Source organism: Paenibacillus sp. JJ-100, from assembly GCF_948329825.1.
Classification (GTDB): Bacteria; Bacillota; Bacilli; order Paenibacillales; family Paenibacillaceae; genus Paenibacillus.
In genome coordinates this window covers 488,727-513,098 of the sequence record NZ_CAOJCM010000003.1, presented here as the reverse complement: position 1 = coordinate 513,098, position 24,372 = coordinate 488,727, and the positions used below count along the sequence as shown (strand labels likewise).

Here is a 24,372-nt window from a genome sequence, read left to right as displayed (position 1 = left end):
GGAGAAATAGAGAGGAGAAGTAACCAACGTATGAAAGGGATTATTAACTTTTCACTGAACAACAAATTTGCAATTTGGATTCTGACCATCATTATCTCATTCGCAGGTCTCTACAGCGGAATGACGATGAAGCAGGAGACTGTTCCAAACATCAATGTACCTTTTCTGAATGTCACAGCGATTGATCCAGGTGCAGCTCCGGAAGGTATTGTAGAAGATGTCACGAAGCCCCTCGAACAGAAGCTGCGCAACGTCGATGGCGTGAAGACGGTCACCTCCACATCAATGGAGAATGCAGCATCCATCACACTTGAATTCGACTATGGAACTGACCTGACGAATGCAACAGCGACAGTCCGCGAAGCACTCAACGAAGTGCAGTTGCCAGACAGTGTACAGAAGCCAACGATCACCAAATTCAGTATTAACTCGTTCCCCGTCGTATCTCTTAGCCTGTCCGATAAGGATGGCGGTGATCTGGAGGAACTGACAAGACTTGTAGAATCAGATATTCAACCTGCGATTGAAGATATCGACGGTGTAGCTCAAGTCCAGGTTTCCGGTCAATATGTCAAAGAAGTACAATTGCAATTTGATGAAGCCAAAATGGCTGAACTGGGACTAAGCGAAGATACCGTAAATGGCATTGTTAAAGGTTCATCCATACGTGTACCTCTTGGACTCTTTGAACTAGATAAATCCCAAAAAGCTGTCGTTGTCGATGGCAACATCATCGGTCTTGATGATCTGAAAAACTTAGAGATTCCTGTTGTACCAAGCGGAGCTGGAGCTGCTGCTGGTCAAGGCGCTAATCCAGCGCAAGGTGCTGCACCACAAGCTTCGCAACAAAGTCCAGAAGCTAGTGCATCGGCTCAAGCTGGGCAAGGCTCTAACCCGGCAACAGGTCAAGCAGGCGGTGGCAATGCTTCAGCCGCAAATCCATCTGGTGCCGCAGGTGCAGCAAGTTCAGCGGGAATCCCGACCGTTAAACTAGGCGACATTGCCAAGATTGAAGTCATCGGTCAAGCGGAATCCATCTCCCGTACGAACGGCAAGGAATCCATCGGTATCTCGGTGGTAAAATCCAATGATGCCAATACCGTAGATGTGGTTAAGTCGGTCAAAAGCAAAGCGGAAGAACTACAAAAGCAATTTAAGAATGCAGAGCTAACCATCCTTCTTGATCAAGGTCAGCCGATTCAGGACTCCGTGAATACGATGTTGGGCAAAGCCGTATTTGGTGCTCTGTTCGCCATTCTGATTATTCTGCTCTTCCTGCGTAACATCCGTTCAACGATTATCTCCATCATCTCGATCCCGCTCTCCTTGCTCATGGCATTGACGGCGCTCAACCTGATGGACATTACATTGAACATGATGACTTTGGGTGCGATGACCGTTGCAATCGGTCGGGTTGTCGATGACTCCATCGTTGTAATCGAGAACATCTATCGCAGACTAACCCTTAAAAATGAGAAGCTTAAAGGTCGTGAACTGGTTCGCGAAGCAACTCGCGAGATGTTTATCCCGATTCTTTCCTCTACCATTGTTACGATTGCCGTATTCTTGCCGCTGGCTCTCGTTAGCGGTATGGTCGGAGAGCTGTTTATGCCATTTGCCTTAACGATGGTATTTGCCCTGCTGGCTTCCTTGCTGGTTGCCATCACGATCGTTCCTATGCTGGCACACAGTCTGTTCCGTAAGGGGATCAAAAACAAACAGAATCATGAGAAACCAGGTAAACTGGCTGAAAGCTACAAACGCCTGTTGAACTGGACTCTCTCGCATAAAATCATTACCGTTATCATTGCGGTTCTATTGCTGGTGGGCAGCTTGTTCCTGTATCCGTTCATCGGTGTAAGTTTCCTACCGGACCAGAAGGATAAATATGTAACGATTACGTATAGTCCAGAATCGGGAACTCTTCGCGAAGAGGTAGAGAAAGAAGCTTTGGTTGCTGAGAAATGGTTGTTGAAACAACCAGGTCTAGAAAAAATGCAGTATTCCATCGGTGGCGGTAATCCGCTCGCTAGCATGGGTGGAGGCGGTGGTGGTAACTCCGCACTCTTCTATATTCAATACAACGAGGATACAAAAGACTTCACCGAAGTGAAAAAACAACTGGTTGAAGGTCTGCAGAAGGAAGTTACAACAGGGTCATGGAGTGAACTCGACATGTCCGGTGGATTCGGTGGCAGCAGCTTAAGTCTGTCCATCTACGGCGACAATGTAGAACAGTTGAAACCTGTAGCGGAAGAAGTACTGAAGCTGGTTCAGGCGGATACCGAATCTTTTGAAAAGGCAGATACCACGATCTCCAACACATACGGTCAATATACACTGGTTGCCGATCAAGAGAAGCTGAGCAAACTAGGCCTTACAGCGGGTCAGCTGGCGATGGCACTTAGTCCGGTACGGGAACGTCCGGTTCTCACAGAGGTAGATATCGACAACAAGACTTACAAAGTCTATGTGGAAACAGACAACAAAACGTTTAGCAGTCTGAAGGATATTGAGAATGAAAAAGTCACATCACCACTGGGCATCCAGGTTCCAATCAAGGATGTAGCAAAAGTGGAAGAAGGCACTTCACCAAACTCCATCATGCGTATTGATGGCAAAGTAGTTGTGCAGGTGACAGCAAACATTCTGGCTGCCGATGTAGGGAAAGCTTCGCAGAACCTGCAAGCAAGTATCGACAAGCTTGACTTGCCAGATGGCGTCGAAGTGAAATTTGGAGGTACGACAGAGCAGATTAATGATACGTTCACGCAGCTTGGTCTGGCGATGCTGGCAGCCATTGCGATTGTATACTTTGTTCTGGTCGTTACGTTTGGCGGCGGACTTGCACCATTCGCCATCCTGTTCTCCCTGCCGTTTACCGTTATTGGTATCATGGTTGGTTTGTTCGTCGCAGGAGGTACGCTTGATGTATCGGCTATGATGGGCGCACTCATGCTGATCGGTATCGTTGTTACCAATGCGATCGTACTCATCGACCGTGTAATTAATAAGGAAAATGAAGGACTCACTACGCGAGAAGCGCTGCTGGAAGCAGGAGCTACACGTCTGCGTCCAATTCTGATGACCGCTCTGGCTACTATTGGTGCTCTACTGCCACTGGTAACAGGTCTTGAAGAAAGTGCAGGCATCATCTCGAAAGGACTCGGAATCACCGTTATCGGTGGTCTGATCAGCTCCACACTGCTCACCCTTGTCATCGTGCCAATTGTGTATGAGTTCCTGATGAAATTCAAAAAGAAAAAAATCGTAGATTAATGTCTTCACCAGTGACGACACGACATCGAATGTGATCAGAAGATTAGCCTTTGCCGGGCACCGGAATGATGCTTTATTCCAGTGCCTGGTCAGGGCTTTTTTTTACTTTGGAACAAATCATTGTCTCTAACCTATTCTACCCTTCATAAAGTCTTTACTCTGTTTGTATCCAGTACAGTTGTGGCCGATCGATCCAGTTGAAATCAGCATACCTGAAATGAGTGTGATGAGAGGTCATCATTGACGTGGATTGGAGAAGTAGCTAAAATTTGATGCAACTGTTGCTTTGGTCATTGTCGTATCATTTTCTATAGAAGGTTTCCAATCTGAATCGAAGAAAGGGGTGGTCTGCATGGAACTGCTACAGGATTCATTTGGCCGAATACATGACTACATCCGTATTTCCGTTACGGACCGCTGCAATCTGCGATGCGTATACTGTATGCCTGCAGAAGGTATGGAGTTTGCTCCGCATGATGAAATTATGAGCTATGAAGAAATTACGGAGGTACTGAAGGTGCTCGCACCGATGGGGATGCGCAAGGTTAGGCTAACAGGCGGCGAGCCGCTGGTACGCAAGGATCTGCACAAACTTGTAAGCATGATCTCTGCTATCGACGGCATAGAAGACATCGCACTGACCACGAATGCACTCCTGCTGGATAAACAGGCACAAGCGTTGAAGGATGCTGGATTGAACCGTATCAACATCAGCCTGGACTCGCTGCACGCTGACCGATATTCCATGATCACACGGGGTGGAGATGTCAATAAGGTGCTACAGGGTATCGAGGCAGCCACTGCGGTCGGCCTTGCACCGATCAAGCTGAATGTGGTGCTGATGAAAGGAATGAATGACGATGAAATCAAGGATTTCATTGCCATGACCATGGATCAGCCATTGCATGTACGCTTTATTGAATATATGCCGATCGGACATGCTTCCGATTCCTGGCGTAAATCATATTTGCCGCTGGAGGCGGTAACGGATGTCTGTGCTGAAGCGGGCTGGACAATTGAGCACACCGAGGGCCCTGCCGGTAATGGCCCATCTCGTAATATGCGAATTGCAGGCTCCCAAGGCACATTTGGTCTGATCCACCCCGTAAGCGACCATTTCTGTGACAATTGTAACCGGCTACGTCTTACCGCAGATGGACATATCAAAGCTTGTCTGTATTGGTCAGATGAGTATAACGTCCGCCGCTATGTACACGATCCGGATGCGATGGCCGCACTTTTTCTGAATGCACTCGGTACCAAACCCAAAAATCATGAAATGGCGTTGGCACTGGAGAAAAAGATGCAATCGCACACTCCAACACTGCGGCGCATGTCACAGATTGGGGGATAATTCATACCATGATTATGATAAAAGCAGACGAGAACATCGTGTTCATGTCTGCTTTTTTTTATTTATTTATTTGATAATCTCACTTTGGAGCAACAAGAGATTCGGATTCAGAGCCTTCAATAAATGTAATCGAAAACCTTTTATTAGATCTAAAATTTTCCATCCCATATGACGATGTATAATATACACCTAGATGGTATAGATGTTGATGATATACGACTAGACAATACATACGTACGTACATTATAGGAGTTGACTTTATTGAATATCGTAGAAGCACTGGTTGCTGCAAGTCCATATTTCAAACTGATGTTGAAAGAACACGATATCATGATTGCTGTAACCGATACGGAGCAATTCTGGTATTACGTTCCTAGCAACGAGCTTGATCTTGGCATTAAAGCAGGGGACCCGATCTCCCTAGAAGACCCTACACTGCGCCGTGCACTTGTAGACGGTGAGACGTCTGCCAATCGCATTGACGCCAAGTTTTACGGCACGGCTATTATTTCTGCCGCTACACCGCTCTTTGATGATGAAGGGACAATTGCGGGCACACTGGCAATCGGTTTTTCACTTCAGAATGAAGAAAAGCTGGAGCACTTCACCGACCTGATTACTGGCATCAGCAGTAGACTGACGGATATGGTTCAGACCGTAGCTGCTCAGTCGGAGCAATTGTCAGCCTCTTCAACGCAGATTCTGGACAATACCCGCCAGGCGGTGAAGAATTCGAGCGAGGTTAACAAGGTCGCTGTATTTATTCGTGAAATCTCGGAACAGACGAATCTGCTTGGCCTGAATGCAGCCATTGAAGCCGCTAGGGCTGGTGAGGCGGGTGCTGGATTCGGCGTAGTTGCTTCTGAGGTACGCAAACTGTCCACTGGAACTAAGGAGGCAACAGTGAATATCGAACGCTCCCTTAAGGATGTGCAGACTTCCATTCAGCAGATGGAGCATGAGATTAACTCCATTGCCCAATCCAGCAATCAACAGGCTGAGATTGTGACCGAGTTCAGTGAGATTATTGATCAGCTTAATGCAACAAGCCAGGATCTCAAAGTGTTTATTGAATCGATGCTGTTAAAAGCAGAATAAGTAATTCATCAAGCTTCCCGCGACTCTTCGCAGGAAGCTTTTTTAGTTTCGAAGCCTGTATTCCATTACTCTATGGTTGAAGAAGCTTCAACAACATCCATAGTGCTAGTCCAACCATGATCAGGGCGGATACCCGGCCCAGTACATACCGAACACGTCCAGTATGATCACGACTTCCAACCAGCCGGCCTGCCCCTGCTAGCCCTAGAAACCATACCCAGGACACAGCCGTTGTCGTTATTGCAAAATAAAAACGTGCTACTCCTTCATATTGGAGTGAGCTCGTGCCTATTACAGCCACTGTATCCAGCAAGGCATGGGGATTAAGTAGAGACACGGAGGCAGCATAAGCAATCTGCCGTCCTGCAGACATCGCGATCGGTGCTTCATCCGGGGTAGCTGAGGACTTCCACAGTCCCCAAGCCATGTAGAGCAAAAATAGGCTTCCCACTCCGTATAGACCAGTGGTAATCATCGGCCATTGAATTAAAATGAGGGACATGCCCCCAACGGCTGCTCCAATCAGCAGCGTATCACTGACTCCTGCTGTAATGACAGCAGGCATCGCATGCAGGAATTTCCTTTGGCTAAGCCCTTGATTAAAAATAAATACATTCTGAACACCCAGCGGCAAGATTAAGCCGAATGCAAGCACTAGTGCATGAATAATCACTTCCATACTTCATCCCCCTTATTTCTGTCTATAGCGTAGATGAAATCAGAGGAAACGTAACCAGCCAATTGGATGGCAATGAACCCAACCAAATGATACGATATCAGCAACGACAGTAACAACTTTCACCTTTAACCGCGACAGGAGATGATCAAGCCTGATGAGACCTGAACATTCAGATCTGTATTCTGACCATAACTGGAAGCCAAACCCTGCACTTGCTATGCCTTTGTATCGTCAGATTGCAGACTATATCCGTCAGAAAATTACGACTGGAGAATGGTCTGCAGGATACCGCTTGCCTTCCCAGCGAACCATGGCGGCATCCATGGATGTCAACCGTAGTACAGTCGTTACCGCTCTAGATCACCTGACTGCGGCAGGCATGATTGAAGGACGACATGGCGGTGGAACCTATGTCTGTGGTTCCGGGTGGCATAGCATGGCTCACACTTCCATGCCCAACTGGAGCGAGGCGGCTCAGGAAGGCTGGTACTATCCGAACCTGCCTGAGATTCAACAGATCAATCAGACTGAGTTCCAACCTGACATCATTCGTTTAGGTACAGGTGAACTTGCGCCAGAATTACTGCCCCACAAGGCTTTTAATGAAATTCTGCGGACTTTGTCCAACCGCCCGCATACCCTTAATTACATTGAACCTCAGGGCAGTCTGGAACTGCGTGAAGCATTGTCTGCGCATTTACAAACGACTGGCATTCCAGCCTCACCCGATTCGATCTTGATTGTGTCCGGCTCTCTCCAGGCACTGCATCTGATCTCTGTGGGGCTCCTGCCTCGTGGGTCATCCGTGCTGCTGGAGAAGCCGTCCTATCTCTATTCGATCCATGCCTTTCAGTCAGCAGGACTGAAGCTGAGCGGAATACCTATGGACGAAGAAGGTGTACATATAGGACATTTGGAACGCGCTATACAAACGGCAAAGAAGATGAACGGAGACGGGCACAACGAATCCTTCCCGATGCTATATACCATTCCAAGTTTCCATAATCCTACAGGGAATGCCATGAGCAGCCGCAGGCGAGAAGAATTGATGACTCTCGCTCGCAGTTCCGGCATTTCCATCCTGGAGGATGGCGCTTATCAGGAGCTGTGGCTGGATCATCCTCCCCCACCTTCCCTTAAATCTCTCGATCAGGAAGGACGGGTGTTGCATTTGGGAACCCTCTCCAAAGCGGTCAGTCCCGGGCTTCGTCTCGGCTGGCTAGTCGGTCCTGTACCTGTAATTCGCCGCTTGGCCGATATTAAAATGCAGACGGATTACGGTACCAGTTCACTGGCTCAGGAAGCTGCCACATTATGGTTTGCAGACGGTCATCATGCAAGCCATATGGAATGGCTGCGACCTGAGTTGCAAAGACGCAGAGACTTCATGTTAGATCTCTTGCAGCATTATTTGCATGACATCGCGAGATGGACAACGCCAGAAGGTGGATTCTATATCTGGTTGCAGTTCACAATAGAACCCTTATCTATCCGTCGTTTATTCCATGCCTGTCTGGAAGAAAAGGTACTCATCCATCCCGGTTACCTATATGATCGGCTGGATGCGAGTCATATACGCCTCTCGTATGCCTATGCTTCTCAAGATGAGATGGAGCGCGGCCTGATCTGCCTTGCACAAGCAGTCCGCAGACTGACGACCGCCAGCTTATTATAAACGTTATATGACGGATATTCCGTCTGTCTGCACACGCTACCTTTGCGTGCCTCTCTTGGCCAATTCATAACGAAATAGCCTTGAACTACAGGAGCACATCTGTAGTTCAAGGCTATTGGTATGAATGGCATTTGAGAACGAAGCATGTTACCCTTTAACCGCTCCCTCCGCAATCCCCTCCATAATAAATTTCTGGAAGAACGCATAGATCAAGATGACAGGAATTGCAGTCAGAACCAGAGAAGACAGTATTAATGGCCATTCCTTGTTGTACTCGCCAAACAGCATATTTGTGGACAAGATTAATGTGTACCGATTCACATCTGTCAACATCAGCAATGGCAACAGGAAGTCATTCCAGATCCATAAGAAGTCCAGAATAGCGATCGTCACGGTAATTGGCAACAACAACGGGAAGATGATCTGGAAGAATGTCTGAAACTCGTTACATCCATCAATCTGAGCAGACTCTTCCAACTCACGCGGAATGGACTTCACAAACCCGTGATAGAGGAAGATCGCCATGTTTACACCTAGTCCGATATAAATTAAAGCCAGTCCGTAAGTGCTCCCTTGCACTCCCATCCCCTTCGCTACACGTGTCAGCGGAATCATGATGGAATGGAATGGCACCAGCATGGAAGCGACAAACATGAAGAAGATCAGATTACTGAGTCGGCCAGAAGTCCGTGACAGCTTGTAACCTGCAAGCGAGGCACAGAATACGATTCCTCCGATACCCAGTATGGATACGATGGCAGAGTTGAGTGAGCTGCCAAGAAGATTGATCTTATTAAAAGCATCGGCATAGTTTTCCCAGTGCAATGTTGTTGGCAATGCGATAAACGATTGGAACATCTCGCCCTGTGTTTTGAACGAGTTCACCACGGCCATATAGATCGGCAGCATCGCTACCAGGGAGCCGAGAATCAAGAACAGCCGGATCAGAATAGTATTCAACCGCTGTATCCTCATGCTTCCACCTCTTTTCTCTTCATGACAGTGATCTGGATGAGTGTGAAGATCAGTACAATAATGAATAGCACCACCGATTTGGCACTTGCATAACCATATCTGAAGTTGTTTGAGAATGCTTCTTCATAAATGTTCATCGTGATCACCTGTGTGGCCCGGCCTGGACCACCGCCTGTCAATCCGTAGACAACCTCGAACACTTTGAATGCACCATTAAGTGTTAAGAAGAAACAGATGGTAATGGCGTGTGTAATCATCGGCAGTACCACGTTACGCAGCACTTGAAAAGCATTGGCTCCATCAATGACGGCAGCTTCCTTGAGACTCTTCGGTACCCCTTGCAATCCAGCCAGGTAGATGATCATCATGTAGCCTACACCGTTCCACAGCGATACGATCAGAATTGAATAGAAGGAGAACTTCGGATCACCAAGCCATTGCTGGTCAAGAAATGTAACCGCCAGTTTCTCAGCGAGCTGAGGCAGCACCTGTGAGAAGATAAATGTCCACATAAATGCACTGATGATCGTACTGATCATATTCGGCATAAAAAATAATGTTCGGAAGAGCCCTTTACTGCGTGTACGTGACTCAATCAACACAGCGAGCAGCAAGGCGATTACATTTTGCAAAATTAGCATAAATATAACGTATTTCAACGTAAACCATAACGAGTTTAGAAAGTCGGGATCTTCTTTGAACAGTTCCACAAAGTTCCCCAGACCGATAAAGCTGTAATCACGATTTAATCCGTTCCAATCCGTCAAGCTGTAGAACATGCCGCTGAACGTTGGATACAGTAGAAAAATCGCATAGATCACAAAGGCTGGCGCTGTGAACGCGAGCAGTGAAAGGTACTTCTTCAACACATTCGTAGCCATAGCTTCTCCCCCCTTTTGACACAGCGGATGAAGGTAACCGGGGGAACGAGAATCGTTCGGCCAGCCATTTCATCTGCTTCGAGACTGTTGACGAAATAAAGTACCGCAATTTGTTGACAAAAGCTCCAAGATCGTTACGGGCACGACAGAGATTTCGTCAACAAACGCGGATACTGCTTTCCTAACAGCACTTGCTTATTAACCGTTCAGGCTCTTACTTGTTGACTTTATTGTAGGACTTCCATGCCTTGTCGAGTGCATCAATAACCTGCTGTTGATTCAACTGTCCAGAGTAGTACCCTTGTAGTGCTTTACCGGACTCATCTTTAACGGCTTGAGGAATCGTTGGATCTTGATACGCTTTGCCTTCGTTAACATATTTTTGAGCATCATCTACCCATGGGAAGCTTTTGAAGGTATGCACTTTGGCAACCGGATTAAACTTGAGTGCTTCGTAGAATGCGCTTGAATCGTTGTCATCCAGAATATAGTTGATGAAATCAAGGGCAACCTCTTTATTTTTACTTGTTGACGATACAGCCAGTGAAGTGGACGTACTCAGGTTGATTTTGGTATCTTCCGGATTGTCGTTCAATGGCATTGGAGCTACACCAAAATTAATGTCAGGATTGGACTTCAGAATCGTCTCTGCGTACCAAGGACCTTGAATCCACATCGCAGCTTTACCTGTAGCATAAGCCGCTGCACCATCATCGGCACCAACTTCAAGCGCTTTATCCGTTCCGTTGGCATTCACGAGATCGAATACGTCAAACAAGGCTTTCATATCCGAGAAGGAACCTTCATCCTTATTCATTTTCTCTACGAAGTCTTTGTGCTCTGATTGTGTCAGTGCCCCTACAGTTAGTGGCAAGAACAGTTGTGGAACCCAAGCTTCTTTGTAAGCCAGCTCGAACGGCGTGATGCCAGCTGCCTTCAACTTTTCTACAACCGCTTTCATTTCTGTCAATGTCGTTGGAACTTCAAGTCCTTGCTCCTCGAAGATATCTTTGTTGTACAGATAACCCCATGACAGAGTTTCCATTGGAACCGCAACAACTTTACCACTTGCATCCGTAACCGAAGGTTTGACCGAATCGAGCAGTTTATCTACAAAAGGTTGATCAGACAAGTCTTCAAGATACCCAGCTTTGCTGAACGGTGGAATCTCATTCACCGCATGCAGAGCGAATACGTCCGGTGCATCATTGGAAGCCAGTCTTGTTTTCAGAATCTGAGGTGCATTATCTGCCGGCGGCATCTCCAGCTGCACATTCACTTCAATGTTTTTCTCTGCTTTTACCTTGGCTTTGAACTGTTCTATATATTTATCGTAATGTTCTTTCAGCCTTGGTTGAGCAATGAACACTTTGAGGTTTACGGTACTGCCCGCTGCAACTTCTTTTTGCTCATTATCGGTGCCTGCATTCGAGCCGCAGCCCACCAGCAGAACGCTAACCAGTGCTGCACTTACAACGCTTTTCCATACCTTCATCTCTTATGACCTCCCGTAGTGACTGGTTTGTCTTTCATAGGCTCATTATATATCGTAAAATGTAAGCGCTTCATTGGACAAAATTGGACTCATCCATTGGATTATTTTAAACCTTAATCCAAATAACATTCCCCGAACGAATCATTCGGGGAATGGATCGGACAATTTAGGTTGGCCCTTGCGCATTTCTCCAGGTGACACACCAAAATGCTTTTTGAACACGCGATAGAAATAGGACACATCTTCGTATCCTGTCATCTCCGCAATATGTTTAAATGGAATCTGATCATCCATGACCCACTCTCTCGCTCTAGCCATACGAAGCTGCACCACGTAATCAGTTACGTTCACGTCATACTCCTTTTTGAAAGCTTTGCTTAAGTATTCTTTGCTGACAAAAAAGATCTGTGCCAGATGTTCCAGAGTAATCATCTCCATGCAGTGCTGCTGCATGTATTGCTTCACTTCTTCCAGATTCAGCTTATTCTTATACTTCCGCTGTGCAATCAGCTGCTCTAGCGCCTGATAATACGAAGCAGAGATCCAATCGACTGCGGCTGAGATTGACCCTAATGCGGTTGAAGGCGGCAATCCTCCTTCTTCTGAACGATCAGACAATCCATTAGAAACACACAATTCATCCAGCAGGTTCTGGAGCTCATACGCTACCCGTCCAAGCTGACGAGGTCTGCACACTTCACTTTGTTCCAGCTTCTGCTCTAATTGCTGAAACCATTCTCGTAGTCTGGGCAGGTCCAGATCGTTGAAGCGAAGGCGTGCTTGTTGCTGAAAAAGGGAAAACTCTCCCGCAAAGGAAGCGGGATAGGCTTCCCAGCCCTCTGGTGAAGTGGTTGATTTCTCCAACTCACGAGCGCACTTGGCCAACGTGACATTTAATTCATCGGGATTCACCGGCTTCAGTAAATAATCTGCCGCACGGTACCGGAGAGCGTGTTTAGCATAATTAAAATCATCGTATCCACTCACCACAACGACCTTAATCTCTGGAAAATCCTTATTCAACGTCTGCATCAGCGCCACGCCGTCTGATCCCGGCATACGCATGTCAGTAATCACGAGATGAGGTTGTAGCTCCTTGACCATACGCATCGCCTCTTGCCCATCCTCGGCTTCGCCGCAAACGACCATGTCCAGTTCGTCCCACTGACCCAGATTGCGTAGAATATCCCGATTCCACGGTTCATCATCCACTAGCAGTACTTTATATAACTCTTTATTCAAAAGGATTCGCCTCCTGTTGTGCAGGGGATACATACGATCACTTTTGTTCCCTGCCCAAGTTTACTTTCGATACGCATACCGTAATCAGGTCCAAAATGCATCACAATCCGCGAAGCTGCATTCAACAACCCAATACTGGTGCCAGAACTCCATATCCGATCGGTGTGACGCGTGATGCGTTCCAGTTTCGATTGCATCTCAACCAGTTTCTCTGGCTCCATGCCCATTCCATTATCACAAATCTGAATGGTCAACAGACCTAGCTCTGGATCAGCGGTCACTTCAATCCCCAGCCTCCACTCCCCTGGCTTATTCTCCAGCCCATGCAAAAATGCGTTCTCCACAATAGGCTGTAACGATAGCTTGGGGATATAACCGTCACCAATCTCTCCGACAATCTCTAGCTTATATTCAAGCCTGCTGGCAAATCGCTGCTTCTGAATTAGCATATAATGCTCTAGCTGATCCAGTTCAGATTGCAGAGGAACAAGGCCATCTGGTGCCCTCACAATATAACGGAACATTTCACTCAAAGCCCGGATCACCTTGTAACTGTCTGCCGGTTTTTGCGAATAGACCATGCCGCCAATCATCTGCAATGTGTTTTGTAGAAAATGGGGATGAATCTGCGATTGCAATGCCTTAAGCTCCGCAGTCTGCTTCTCCAGATTCATCATATAGTTGTCCCGGATATGTTCCCGGATACGACTGGCCATACCATGGAGATTTTTTTCCAGTAAACCGATCTCGTCCACCCTTCCGCTGCGCTCCACTTTACGATCCTTGATCAACTGGATGCCTTTCATGGAATTCGCCAGTCTGACGATCGGTTTAGAGGTCCGCCAAGCGACCAAAGCGGCCAAAGCAACAGACACTACGGTTGCCACTCCGCCTACGACAAGACCGTACTTCATCGTCTCCATGGCACTCTCGTTAATTACATGATTAGGTACGATCTTGACTACTCTCAGTCCTGTGTCTTCAATATCATGATAGAAAACATATTCGTTCGCTGTGCGAATAAGGCCCGTATGGTCCTTCGTATCCGTCAACTGCATCAATGCCTCATTCGATGGCTGGATGGAGGCATTCAGCTGATACACTGGACGACCCGAATGATCTCCAATATATACAGTGTAATCACCTCTGCTATCGAGCAGCTCTAGGGTCTGATTGAATTCGGCCCATTTGATCTCCAGGCTGATTGCCCCGACCTGAGCCTGATCTTCAAAGCGATTCATGCTGCGTGTCATATGGAATTTTGACGGATCTTTGGGATCATTAATAATTGTAAAATCTTTGCGCTGAGTAAATAGTTCATGATATCCTTCCGGGATATCGTTCACTGCCTTAATGCGTGATTCCATCGAATTAAATGTGAACAAGGTCTCCTGTTCCTTCAGGTACAGTTCGACACCAAATACATAGTTGCCAGCAGAATAGTACACACTGTTGAGCATATTAAACACTGCTTTTTGTTCATCGAAACGGATGGAAGCAGGTGCTTCCTGAGTCAACGCCAAATACTGATGTAACTCATCACTAATCTGAATGGAGTAAATGATATTATTCATGCGTGCAAACTGTTCTGCCAAATAGGCAGAAGCCCAATTAATGTTGACCCGGTTCGTATCCATAATCTCGGCTTCCATTGAGGATCGTGCATTTTCAGCGGCTACAGCGGTCATTACAATGACTGGCAGGACAGCAACGAATGTCATCGTCAAAATCAGTTTATTGCGAATGCTGCGCTTGAAAGGGTCGATCAGCCGGCGGTAGAATTCACGAAACAATGCACATCCACTCCTGAGCTAAAATAAGACAAACGCCCCAGCATTAAAGCCGAGGGCGCCATGGTCTAGTTATTATTTTTTTCGGAAAATAGGAATTAAATCTTTAAATGTAAGCCTAAGACTGATACTCAGCATGATCATCCCCTAGTTTTGTTCGATAATGCGTATGCCCCATCGTTCCAGCTCGATCTCCTGCCCGGCAGCAATCGAATCTCCCGATAACAGCTCTGTTCCTCCGCCATGTGGATTCTGGAAGGATACCGGCTCATCGGAATAGTTGAAATAATAGCGAATCGTATGCCCTTCATCGTTTACACCTGTCTTCACAATAAGTGGGAAAGCAAGCTCCTGATCCGCTCCCCATACACCTGCATCCTTCATCACCCGTTCCAGCACCTGGCGAATGACAGCAGCGCTAGTATAACAGCCGACATAAGTCGCTTTCCCTTTGCCGTAGCTGTTCTGCGTGATCGCTGCATATTCTCCCCAATGTGGATGGTCATACCAAGCGAGCACCTCGGCAGTAGTCGGTGTAATCAGCTCCATCCAGGTGTGTACCTGATTATGCTCCTCACCTACGCCAAACGGATCATCCCGCAGAGCGACATGCTTCGGCTCGACAAACAGGTTATAGCTAATGCCGCACGCCTCACTGATCAGTCCGGGCTGACGCGTAGAGCGAACCTTAATATGCTCATTGGCGAAGCCGCTCTTGAACGAGTACACGATATGTCCGCCATCCCGTACGAATTGATTTAGTTTTTCTAACAACGCATCCGATGCGGCATACAAGGCTGGCACAACCAGCACGTCATACCCTGCATAACTTTCAACGGAAGGATCGATCAGATCGCAGCCAATGTTCATTTTATACAGTTCATCATACATCCAGCGTACTACGTCATTATAATTCTTGTCACTGGTGAAGTTAAAACCAAACCATTTAATGGAGGTCAACGCCTCGTTGCTGAATAGCACGGCCACTCGATTCGTTTTCTTCAGATTCACAAGTTTGGGACTCAGACGAGCAAAATCCCGACCAATCGTCTTCGCTTCGTTATATACGGGATTCGGTTCAAAATCATGGCTCAGCAAGCCTTTCCAGTATGTCTCGAACGAGTTGTGCAGGGAGTGCCAATGCCAGTAAGCTACCATGTTCGCTCCTGAAGCCAAGTGACTGAATGCCTGTAACCGCAGTTGTCCCGGATAAGGCACCCAGTGCCAGAAAGCCTGTGCTTCGGTCTCCAGAACAAGATAATTGGATTGTTTGGTGGAACGCGCCACATCTCCCCCGAACGAAATTTCGATCCCTGTCAGCTCGTCCTGAGAAGGATGGTAGATATCTACACTGGTAATGTCAAAAGGTTGGGATGCTGCAAAATGATCCACATCCCCCTGAATGCCGTAGGAATACCCGCGCCATTCAAAGTCAAAGTTCTGGGTAACAAACTGACCTTCCTGTTTGTACTCATTCACGATGCCAACTTGCCATGCCAGAAAATCCGTGACCAATTGCCGCTGGAACTTCGCAAACTCCGCTCCAAGACTGCCGTTTATTGTGCCCACTACCGAAGGGAAGTCCTCCCAACTGTTGATGCGGTTACTCCAATAGTCCAGTCCAAACTCCTTGTTCAACTCGTCCAGGGAACTGAACTTATTCCGCATGTATTTCACAAATTGTAGCTGCACATTGTCTCCAGCCGTATTGTAATGTTTTGTTTCATTGTCTGTTTGATACCCGATCACAGCCGGATGTTTACTCACGCGTGATATCAGCTTGCGAATGATGCGCTCTGCATAGAACAGATACGTGGGATGTGTGATGTCCATAATCTGTCTTGCTCCATATTTTCCAGGCCCCTGTGCGGTTGTTGCCAGAACATCCGGGTGCTCCTTGACCATCCACGTAGGAACAGCATACGTTGGTGTACCTACAATGACATGCATTCCTGCTGCATGCATCGCATCCAGCACCCGATCTACCGAAGTGAAGTCGAACACGCCATTTTGTGGTTCGTGGGTACTCCAGGTCGATTCAGCGATACGCACGACATTGATACCAGCATCTTTCATCATCTGAATATCTTTGTCCAGTCTGTCATATGGCATATATTCATCATAGTAGGCTACGCCGTATAATAATTTGTCCATGATATCGTCTCCTTTGAGTGAGGTGATCAACTTATATAGCGTTGTTGGTATAAGGTGAGCTGTATGGTTGACATGTTCCTGTACTTGGTGGTAGCGTTTACATTAATATCGGTATATAAGCACGCTTTGTACAGTATTATGAATTACGCTTGCACACTCCTTGGTTCGGGATGCCTGCGTTAAACTGATTATAATGAAGAACATGCATAGTGCCGATGGCACAAGACGAGTATTTTTTACCCTTTTCCGAGGTGAATGTCATGGATAACGGTTCGCAGCTTCGAGAGATGCCATATCATACACTGGCGCACTGGCTTCCCATTATTGACTGTAACATCAAATTTTATGGAGCCCATAGTCAACATGTCCCGTATGGATGGGCTATGCCTGAGGAGACACATCCCGGCTTCGAGATTATTCTAATCATTCAAGGTACGCAGGAGAGTGTCATTCATGGATACACATATACTGTGGATGAAGGCTCGATCCTGCTCATCCCTCCCGGATTCAGACATACAAATGAATGTATCTCCGCGGAAGGTATGACCTATTTCAGTGCACATTTTAATGTCGATGATCCGGTATTCACCTTAAAGCTCCTGTCCCAACGCAGTAGAATCTATGCCGCTGGTACAGAAGATAATATGAAAATACGAGCTGTTCTTGAAAGCTGGATGGACATGATTAATACGGCCGAGGCCTATACTTCCACTGATAAATTGCTGATGCAAGCCCGTATGTTCGAACTGTTTGCTCTGTTGTCTCAGGCCGCAGACAATGCACCGGAATCCGTCATTTCCGTTGCTGCACAGGCTCCTGCCCCAACAGCCTTGCATTACGCCGGAGCAATCGCCGAGGCCATCAAACAGGCCTTCCATGCCCAGCTTCGGTCACGGGATGGCAATGTGTCCTCGGTCAAAGTCGAGCAGATTATCGCTTCATTTGGCATCAGTCCGGGATATGGGTTACAGGTGTTCCGTAAAGTATTTGGCCATTCTCCACGAGCCTACCTGTCCAACCTGAAACTTCAGGAAGCTAAAATGCTAATCGAGCAACCTGACCTGTCGCTGGGGGAGATTGCTCTAAAGCTAGGTTATACCCATTTGTCTCATTTCAGCAGACAATTCAAACGCTGGACAGGTCAGAGCCCACTTCTCTATCGAAATCAGCATGCAAAAGATAATCTTAAACGATTGTCTCATTAAGCTAAGGGCGAGCTATCTGAACCATGAAGACGAAGACGTACATGCTCGAATTCCTCCGGAGTGTTCATATTGCTTAATTGCAGTTCAGGCCGCAGAACACCCGCTTGCTCCAGTTCGGCTGTTTCGACATATCGGCAACCGATCTGTTCCAGCCAGCGGGTGACACGCAGACGGTCATGAATCAGGCACTGTTCCAACCCGGGAAGTATACGTCTGTGATATACGCCTGCAAGGGGGTGAATCCGGTCCTCTACACACGGAACGATAGCACTGCTTGTTGGATATTGCTCTGCGAGCTTCTTCAATCCATCAAAAAAAGAAGTTTGCAGAAGCGGCATATCGCAAGCGCTGACCAGATTCCAATCGGTACTGGAGACCTTCAGTGCTGCGTGAAGTCCAGCAAGCGGCCCCTTCCCAGCATAATCATCCTGGATGCATTCGAAACGTTCATCGCCCATTAAGCTGTAGATTGCTTCATTGGGGCCCGCTGCAACGATGATTCGAGATACAGCCGGTCTGATTGCTTTCACTATATGAGTCATCACAGATGAACCGTTTAGTTCGAGCAGTGCTTTGTTCGTTCCCATTCGGCTAGATTGTCCGCCTGCCAATATTATGCCTGTCCATTGACTAACTTCCATAGGGTTCTCCTTTTCAAGACCATTGTTAATTCATATATATTCTATACATTGAATCCCCTTTCAACAAATGATACATTGAACAATAGGATTCGATTCAGAAGGGAATGGCTTAATTGGACAGATCCGCAACAGTGAGAGGCACCTCCTCGCTAACCTCTCTGAAACTATATAACTTTTTCATCTACGGAGCCATATCGATCTTCGCCGGGTTCCTACAGCTCTATCTTCAAGAGATTGGTATGACCAAGCTGGAGATTGGCAGCCTGATGGCGATTGGTCCTTTTGTATCCCTGTTTGCCAATCCATTCTGGGGTTTCTGGAGTGATAAGTCACGCAATATTCGCATTGTGCTGATGATGATGATGGGAGGCACCTTTGTGCTAGCACAAGGTGTATTTTACGCGCCCTCATATGCGTGGATATATGTTGCTATGATTTTCTTTTATTTTTTTCAGAGTCCATTATTTGCTCAGACGAATAGTCTAATCCTTGGATACATTGATGGAACGAAACAGAAGTTCGGTACTTTTCGGCTCTGGGGATCGCTCGGCTGGGCCATAACTGCAGTCGCTGCCGGCCCGGTCATTGACCGTTTTGGCGTGAGCAGTGTGTCGATTATCTTTGCATGTATGATTGCTATCGCTTTTATATTTTCTGTATTCCTGCCGAAACAACCCATTGCTTCCGATACCCCGATTGTAACGTTCCGACGGTTCGGCAGAGTGATGTTCAATCCGTATTTTATGATTTTTATCGGTCTGGGCGTGCTAGTCTCCGTCCCGAATGCGATGAACAGTACATTCATGTCCCTCTATATTGTAGAGATGGGCGGTGACAAACAGATCGTTGGCTGGGCCATCTTCACATCGTCTATTCTTGAAGTGGGCGTGTTTCTGTTATTGGATCGGCTTCTGAAACGCAAAATGAGCATGCTACTTAGTTCTCTGATCGTGATTAGTCTGATGTTTGCTCTTCGCTGGCAGCTCATGGCTCTGGCTAACAACCCGATGGAGGTTGTCTTCATTCAGCTTATGCACTCGGTCACCTTTGGCGGCTACTTCTATGTGGGTACCCAGCTAACGATGCTATGTATTCCGCGGCCTTATCGTTCCTCCGGTCAAGCTGTATATACGATGGCTTGGGGAGGTCTTTCTGGTGTCATTGCCGGACTGTTTGGGGGTTGGCTGTTCCAGAGCTTCGGTGCAGAGGTTATGTACAATATCGGTGTATTCTTCTCCCTCCTGGGAGCTGCTGGCTTCACTATCATGTGGCTGTGGAACCGACGTAATGGATACCAACCCACGGTGTTGACAGAGATGGGTAGTATGGATGAGGACAGTTAATCTTAGGATGCCGGGGCATTGTAGTACGATCGACACCTCACTGGCAGATCAACTTACTTTTTTTGCGAATCGTAACGTTCTGTAGCAGAAAGGAGCGAGGCAGATTGAACTTAAAACGACTTCTTGTTGCTACACTTACTTTAGCAGCAACAATTCTTATTATCTTTACATCAGCTTTTGGAGATAAATCCAATGACTCATTGGAACCTCAAGCAGACCAAAAAGCTTTGAAGTCATATCCAGTTAATGAATCTGGCCAAACTTATGGGAAATCTTTCGATCCACTAGTTGTACCTGATCTGATCTTGGCTGAAGGAACTGATGGTAAAGCTGGTTATGTACTTTCATCAGACCTTATCGGTAAAGAGCCAACAACACCTGAAGAGGCGGTTAAACAACAGTTAGAACAAGTGAATGTCAATCGAGTGATACCACTTTATGAAAAAGACGGAAAAACGATCGTTGGTCAGTTTAAAATAACTACTAACCATTAATTAAAACATACATCGTAGGGAATTCACACAATAGATGAACTTGATAGCAAGGGCATATGATTCGAAGGTAGCTATTACAGCTATAGTCTTGTGAAAATGTAAATTATAAATACCCTATAGATAGACTTTTTAACGTGTCTGCTCTATAGGGTATCATTTAGTTCAATCAAGAATATAAGCTAGAATATAAAATCCTTATGCCTTCGGCAATTGGAACGAGCTTTTCAGAGATACGACACGGTTAAATACCGGGCGGCCTGGCTCGGAGTGCTTTGGATCAACACTGAAGTAACCATGGCGGAAAAATTGGAACTTATCCTGTGGTTTCGCTTCTTTCATCTCTTGCTCTACATAGCCGTGAACGATCTCCAGAGAGTTCGGGTTCAGCTGATCCAGGAACGTTTTCTCCGGTTGCTCCACGGTCTCTGCTCCAGTACCAGTAAGATCTGCCTCAATCTCGGCTCCGGCTACAGCAGCTTCCACTTCGACCTCCGCTTCAGCTTCCGGTGCTTCTGCCGAAATCAACGGCTCATACAGACGAAACTCCGCGGGCACGGCTTGAGTCGCCTCTACCCAGTGGATCGTGCCTTTCACTTTACGTCCCGTAAAGCCGCTGCCACTCTTCGTCTCCACATCATATGTGCAATGAATCTCAACGACGTTACCTTCCGCATCTTTGATGACATCATTACATTTAATGAAGTAAGCATGTTTCAGACGAACTTCGTTACCCGGGAACAAACGGAAGTATTTGTTCGGCGGATTTTCCATAAAGTCATCTTGCTCAATATAAATCTCACGAGAGAACGGAATCTGACGGTTGCCCATCTCCGGATTTTCTACGTTATTCTCTGCTTCCAACCACTCTACTTGTCCCTCAGGATAGTTAGTAATAACTACTTTGAGCGGGTGCAACACAGCCATGGTGCGCGGAGCTTTCAGTTTCAGATCTTCACGAACAAAGTGCTCCAGCGTTTGCAGATCGATCACGCCTTGGCTTTTGGAAATACCCGTCTCGTATACAAAATCACGAATCGCTTCCGGAGTGTAACCCCGACGACGCAGACCTGAGATCGTTGGCATACGCGGATCATCCCAGCCATCCACATGGCCTTCGTCCACAAGCAGCTTCAGCTTGCGTTTGCTTGTGACCATCTGAGACAGATTCAGACGTCCGAATTCATATTGACGCGGCTGGCTCTCCATCTCACACTCAGCAACCACCCAATCATAGAATGGACGTTGATCTTCGAACTCCAGGGAACATAGGGAGTGTGTTATGCCTTCAATGGCATCTTCGAGCGGGTGTGCAAAAGCATACATCGGATAGATGCACCATTTGTCACCGGTGTTATGGTGATGCGCATGGGAGATACGGTAAATAACTGGATCACGCAGGTTGATGTTAGGCGAAGCCATATCGATCTTCGCACGCAGCACCTTTTCACCGTTCTTGAATTCGCCAGCACGCATCCGTGTGAACAGGTCGAGATTCTCTTCCACCGAACGCTCGCGGTACGGGCTATTTTTGCCCGGCTCGGTCAGCGTTCCACGCATTTGTCGAATTTCGTCGGCGCTTTGATCGTCGACGTAGGCTTTACCTTTTTGAATAAGCAGGACCGCACGGTCGTACATCTCATCGAAATAATCCGAGGCAAAACGTTTCTCGTTCCACTCGTATCCTAGCCATTTCACGTCTTCCTGGATGGAATTGACGTATTCTACATCTTCCTTCACCGGGTTGGTGTCATCAAAGCGTAGATTGGTCTTGCCCCCAAACTCGCCGCCCAGCGTGAAGTTGATCCAGATGGCCTTCGCATGACCAATATGCAAATAACCGTTCGGTTCCGGTGGAAAACGGGTAATAACTTCCTGGACTTTGCCCGACCGGAGGTCTTCGGTAATGATATTTTTAATAAAGTTAGGTGGGGTTGTGAATCGTTTGTCCACAGGTATCAAACCTTTCATGAATGGATTGGAGCTTGCAAAAAACCAGAACAATGCTCGCTAGAATTCCTTAGTTACGAAGTCATTTCCTGAAAATATCTTCTTTCATGGAAAGTTTCGTACGCGTTTCATTTAAATATACCTTTAACGGGGGAGGAGTTCAATAAATAACAGCACCAAAATCAGGATCAGACGCATAACTGCATCCGCACAAGTTAGGTCTAATACCATTTTGACGAGTTCGCACGAATCATGTAGCATGTTAGTAAAACAAAATTTAAGGGAGGGTTTCCCAAGTGAACGCGCTAAAACTGACCAAAGAACAGCAGGATGAAGCCATTCGCACGATCCAGTCGTATTTCGAAGAAGAACGCGATGAAGAAATGGGCGATCTGGCAGCATGGGGTGTCCTTGATCTGTTTATGACACAACTTGCTCCCTACATATATAATCAGGCACTCAGCGACGCACGCACAACGGTAAACCAGCGCATGGCCTCCATGGAAGAAGATCTGTTTGCATTGGAGCGCAAATTGCCCCGGCCTCCCCGCTAATCTACCTATTATATAAAGAAAGAAGGTTGCAATCATGTTTACCTATTCATTGGATGAATATACGGAGCTTCGCCCGCTTCTGATGGAGCATACCAAACCGCTGTTTGAACTAACCGATCGTTCCCGGGATCAACTGAGACATTGGCTTCCTTGGGTGGACCATGTGACAGAGATTGAACATACATCGAACTATATTACAAACGCTTTAAAACAAGCGGCCGAGAACGGTGGATTCACTGCAGGTATCTGGTTAAAAGGAGAACTCGCAGGCATTATCGGTTTCCACGAGATTAACTGGACGAGCCGCTCGGTGAGCATTGGATATTGGCTTGGCAAAGGATTTGAAGGACAAGGCCTGATGACCAGTGCCTGCCGTGTCTTCGTGGATTACGCGCTCGTAACACTGGACCTGAATCGGGTCGAGATTCGCTGCGCGACCAACAACAAGAGAAGCCGCGCGATTCCAGAACGTCTGGGCTTCGTGCTTGAAGGGGTTATTCGTCAGGCGGAGAAGTTGCCTAAAGGATACGTCAATCATGCGGTATACGGCATGTTACAGCACGAATGGGAACTTCTGCGATAAAACGTGTTACATAATGGTTATACAAAGGAATCTATCGTTCAATTCATGATTGGATGAATGTACATCATAACGTATCACTCATCACTCATAACTCGCTATTATAGCTTTTCACCCGCTACCCCCTCTTCTGTGACAATAGGTGCCGCAGATGAGGGGGTGGCGGCTTATTCTTTTTAAGAGATCGCTACAGTGCACGAACCATGCCGCCATCCACAATCAATGAGGTTCCGGTAATATAGGAATTAGCTCCGGATAACAGGAATACGACAGCTTTGGCAAATTCCTCCGGCTCACCGTAACGTCCCAGTGGAATCTCTTTGCGGAACTGTTCGGCAATCTCTTCCTCACTGACCCCATTTTGTTCTGCCCGTGCCGTATCCAGCTCACGAATCCGGTCTGTAGCTATACGCCCAGGGGCTACAGTGTTGATCAGGATGCCGTAAGGAGCTAGTTCCTGAGATAATGTTTTTGCCAGCCCAAATACTCCCGTACGGAATGTATTGGACAGAATCAGGCCCGGGATTGGTTGTTTCACCGAGGTAGAAGCAATGTTGACGATATGACCACCGCTTGTCTTCATATATGGAAGTACACCCCGAATTAATCTGACATAACTGAGCATATTCAGTTCAAAAGCATGCTCCCAGTCCTCATCTGACAGTGACTCGAATGTACCCGCAGGAGGGCCGCCTGAATTGTTGACCAGAATATCAATGTGACCGAAATGCTCGACCGTCTTCTCAATGAGTGCTGTAATATCCTCCTTCCGGGTTACATCGGTTGCACAATATTCCACATGTCCACCGCCGCCAAGCGCCAATAACTCCTCTTGGACTAGAGCCAGTTTGTCTCCGCTACGGCTCGCCAGCATCACATCCGCACCTTCCAGTGCCAGCTGTGCCGCGACCGCTTTGCCCAGGCCTCTGCTGGAGGCCAGCACCAGTGCTTTTTTACCACGAATCCCCATGTCCATCGTTATTCCT

General features: G+C 47.1%; 19 protein-coding genes. 9 read left to right on the top strand and 10 right to left on the bottom strand.

Annotation, left to right across the window (positions count from 1 at the left end):
- Positions 1-30: 30 nt before the first annotated feature.
- The 3 genes from PQG66_RS15300 (at position 31) to PQG66_RS15290 (ending at position 5,731) form a co-directional block, all read left to right on the top strand.
- Complete coding sequence (locus PQG66_RS15300) at positions 31-3,279, top strand: efflux RND transporter permease subunit (protein ID WP_272038587.1); 3,249 nt, start codon at positions 31-33, stop codon at positions 3,277-3,279.
- Between the two features lie 352 nt (positions 3,280-3,631).
- On the top strand, positions 3,632-4,633 hold the full coding sequence (gene moaA, locus PQG66_RS15295) for a GTP 3',8-cyclase MoaA (RefSeq protein ID WP_272038586.1): 1,002 nt from the start codon (positions 3,632-3,634) through the stop codon (positions 4,631-4,633).
- A gap of 261 nt (positions 4,634-4,894) precedes the next feature.
- The gene (locus tag PQG66_RS15290; protein WP_272038585.1) at positions 4,895-5,731 is read left to right on the top strand and encodes a methyl-accepting chemotaxis protein; all 837 of its coding nucleotides are present in this window, start codon (positions 4,895-4,897) and stop codon (positions 5,729-5,731) included.
- Positions 5,732-5,801: 70 nt separating this feature from the next.
- Here the strand turns inward: PQG66_RS15290 and PQG66_RS15285 are convergent, their stop codons facing one another.
- Positions 5,802-6,410, bottom strand: a complete 609-nt coding sequence (locus PQG66_RS15285; protein ID WP_272038584.1) for a LysE/ArgO family amino acid transporter — start codon at positions 6,408-6,410, stop codon at positions 5,802-5,804.
- A gap of 154 nt (positions 6,411-6,564) precedes the next feature.
- Here PQG66_RS15285 and PQG66_RS15280 point away from each other — a divergent pair, with 154 nt between their 5' ends.
- Positions 6,565-8,085 carry an aminotransferase-like domain-containing protein gene (locus PQG66_RS15280; protein WP_272038583.1) on the top strand — a complete coding sequence of 507 codons (1,521 nt, stop codon included), beginning with the start codon at positions 6,565-6,567 and terminating at the stop codon, positions 8,083-8,085.
- A 147-nt stretch (positions 8,086-8,232) separates the two neighbouring features.
- Here PQG66_RS15280 and PQG66_RS15275 read toward each other — a convergent pair whose 3' ends face one another.
- The 6 genes from PQG66_RS15275 to PQG66_RS15250 all read right to left on the bottom strand — a co-directional run bounded on the left by PQG66_RS15275 (position 8,233) and on the right by PQG66_RS15250 (position 16,622).
- A complete protein-coding gene (locus PQG66_RS15275; protein WP_272038582.1) occupies positions 8,233-9,060 on the bottom strand; it encodes a carbohydrate ABC transporter permease in 828 nt (275 codons plus the stop codon).
- Positions 9,057-9,941 (bottom strand): carbohydrate ABC transporter permease, encoded by an 885-nt coding sequence (locus PQG66_RS15270; RefSeq protein WP_272038581.1) that lies wholly within the window; start codon positions 9,939-9,941, stop codon positions 9,057-9,059. Before PQG66_RS15270 ends, PQG66_RS15275 begins: the two co-directional genes overlap by 4 nt.
- 214 nt (positions 9,942-10,155) lie before the next feature.
- Positions 10,156-11,436, bottom strand: a complete 1,281-nt coding sequence (locus PQG66_RS15265; RefSeq protein ID WP_272038580.1) for an ABC transporter substrate-binding protein — start codon at positions 11,434-11,436, stop codon at positions 10,156-10,158.
- 141 nt (positions 11,437-11,577) lie between these two features.
- Positions 11,578-12,678, bottom strand: a complete 1,101-nt coding sequence (locus PQG66_RS15260; RefSeq protein WP_272038579.1) for a response regulator transcription factor — start codon at positions 12,676-12,678, stop codon at positions 11,578-11,580.
- Complete coding sequence (locus tag PQG66_RS15255; RefSeq protein ID WP_272038578.1) at positions 12,675-14,471, bottom strand: sensor histidine kinase; 1,797 nt, start codon at positions 14,469-14,471, stop codon at positions 12,675-12,677. Before PQG66_RS15255 ends, PQG66_RS15260 begins: the two co-directional genes overlap by 4 nt.
- Before the next feature lie 144 nt (positions 14,472-14,615).
- Complete coding sequence (locus tag PQG66_RS15250; protein WP_272038577.1) at positions 14,616-16,622, bottom strand: beta-galactosidase; 2,007 nt, start codon at positions 16,620-16,622, stop codon at positions 14,616-14,618.
- A gap of 260 nt (positions 16,623-16,882) precedes the next feature.
- On the opposite strand from PQG66_RS15250, the gene PQG66_RS15245 reads away from it, so the two are divergent.
- Positions 16,883-17,827 (top strand): AraC family transcriptional regulator, encoded by a 945-nt coding sequence (locus tag PQG66_RS15245; RefSeq protein ID WP_272038576.1) that lies wholly within the window; start codon positions 16,883-16,885, stop codon positions 17,825-17,827.
- On the opposite strand, the gene mobA is transcribed toward PQG66_RS15245, so the two are convergent.
- On the bottom strand, positions 17,824-18,468 hold the full coding sequence (mobA, locus tag PQG66_RS15240) for a molybdenum cofactor guanylyltransferase (RefSeq protein ID WP_272038575.1): 645 nt from the start codon (positions 18,466-18,468) through the stop codon (positions 17,824-17,826). The genes PQG66_RS15245 and mobA overlap by 4 nt on opposite strands.
- A 131-nt stretch (positions 18,469-18,599) precedes the next feature.
- Here mobA and PQG66_RS15235 point away from each other — a divergent pair, with 131 nt between their 5' ends.
- On the top strand, positions 18,600-19,811 hold the full coding sequence (locus PQG66_RS15235) for an MFS transporter (RefSeq protein ID WP_272038574.1): 1,212 nt from the start codon (positions 18,600-18,602) through the stop codon (positions 19,809-19,811).
- Between the two features lie 104 nt (positions 19,812-19,915).
- A complete protein-coding gene (locus PQG66_RS15230) occupies positions 19,916-20,305 on the top strand; it encodes a peptidase M56 BlaR1 (protein WP_272038573.1) in 390 nt (129 codons plus the stop codon).
- Between the two features lie 195 nt (positions 20,306-20,500).
- Here the strand turns inward: PQG66_RS15230 and PQG66_RS15225 are convergent, their stop codons facing one another.
- Complete coding sequence (locus PQG66_RS15225) at positions 20,501-22,273, bottom strand: glutamine--tRNA ligase/YqeY domain fusion protein (RefSeq protein WP_272038572.1); 1,773 nt, start codon at positions 22,271-22,273, stop codon at positions 20,501-20,503.
- A gap of 275 nt (positions 22,274-22,548) precedes the next feature.
- On the opposite strand from PQG66_RS15225, the gene PQG66_RS15220 reads away from it, so the two are divergent.
- Together PQG66_RS15220 and PQG66_RS15215 are read left to right on the top strand one after the other, a co-directional pair.
- Positions 22,549-22,806: a DUF2164 domain-containing protein gene (locus PQG66_RS15220; RefSeq protein WP_272038571.1), complete on the top strand. Its 258-nt coding sequence runs from the start codon at positions 22,549-22,551 to the stop codon at positions 22,804-22,806.
- 34 nt (positions 22,807-22,840) lie between these two features.
- Positions 22,841-23,389 carry a GNAT family N-acetyltransferase gene (locus PQG66_RS15215; protein ID WP_272038570.1) on the top strand — a complete coding sequence of 183 codons (549 nt, stop codon included), beginning with the start codon at positions 22,841-22,843 and terminating at the stop codon, positions 23,387-23,389.
- Positions 23,390-23,573: 184 nt separating this feature from the next.
- Here PQG66_RS15215 and PQG66_RS15210 read toward each other — a convergent pair whose 3' ends face one another.
- Positions 23,574-24,362, bottom strand: a complete 789-nt coding sequence (locus PQG66_RS15210; protein WP_272038569.1) for an SDR family oxidoreductase — start codon at positions 24,360-24,362, stop codon at positions 23,574-23,576.
- Positions 24,363-24,372: the final 10 nt, after the last annotated feature.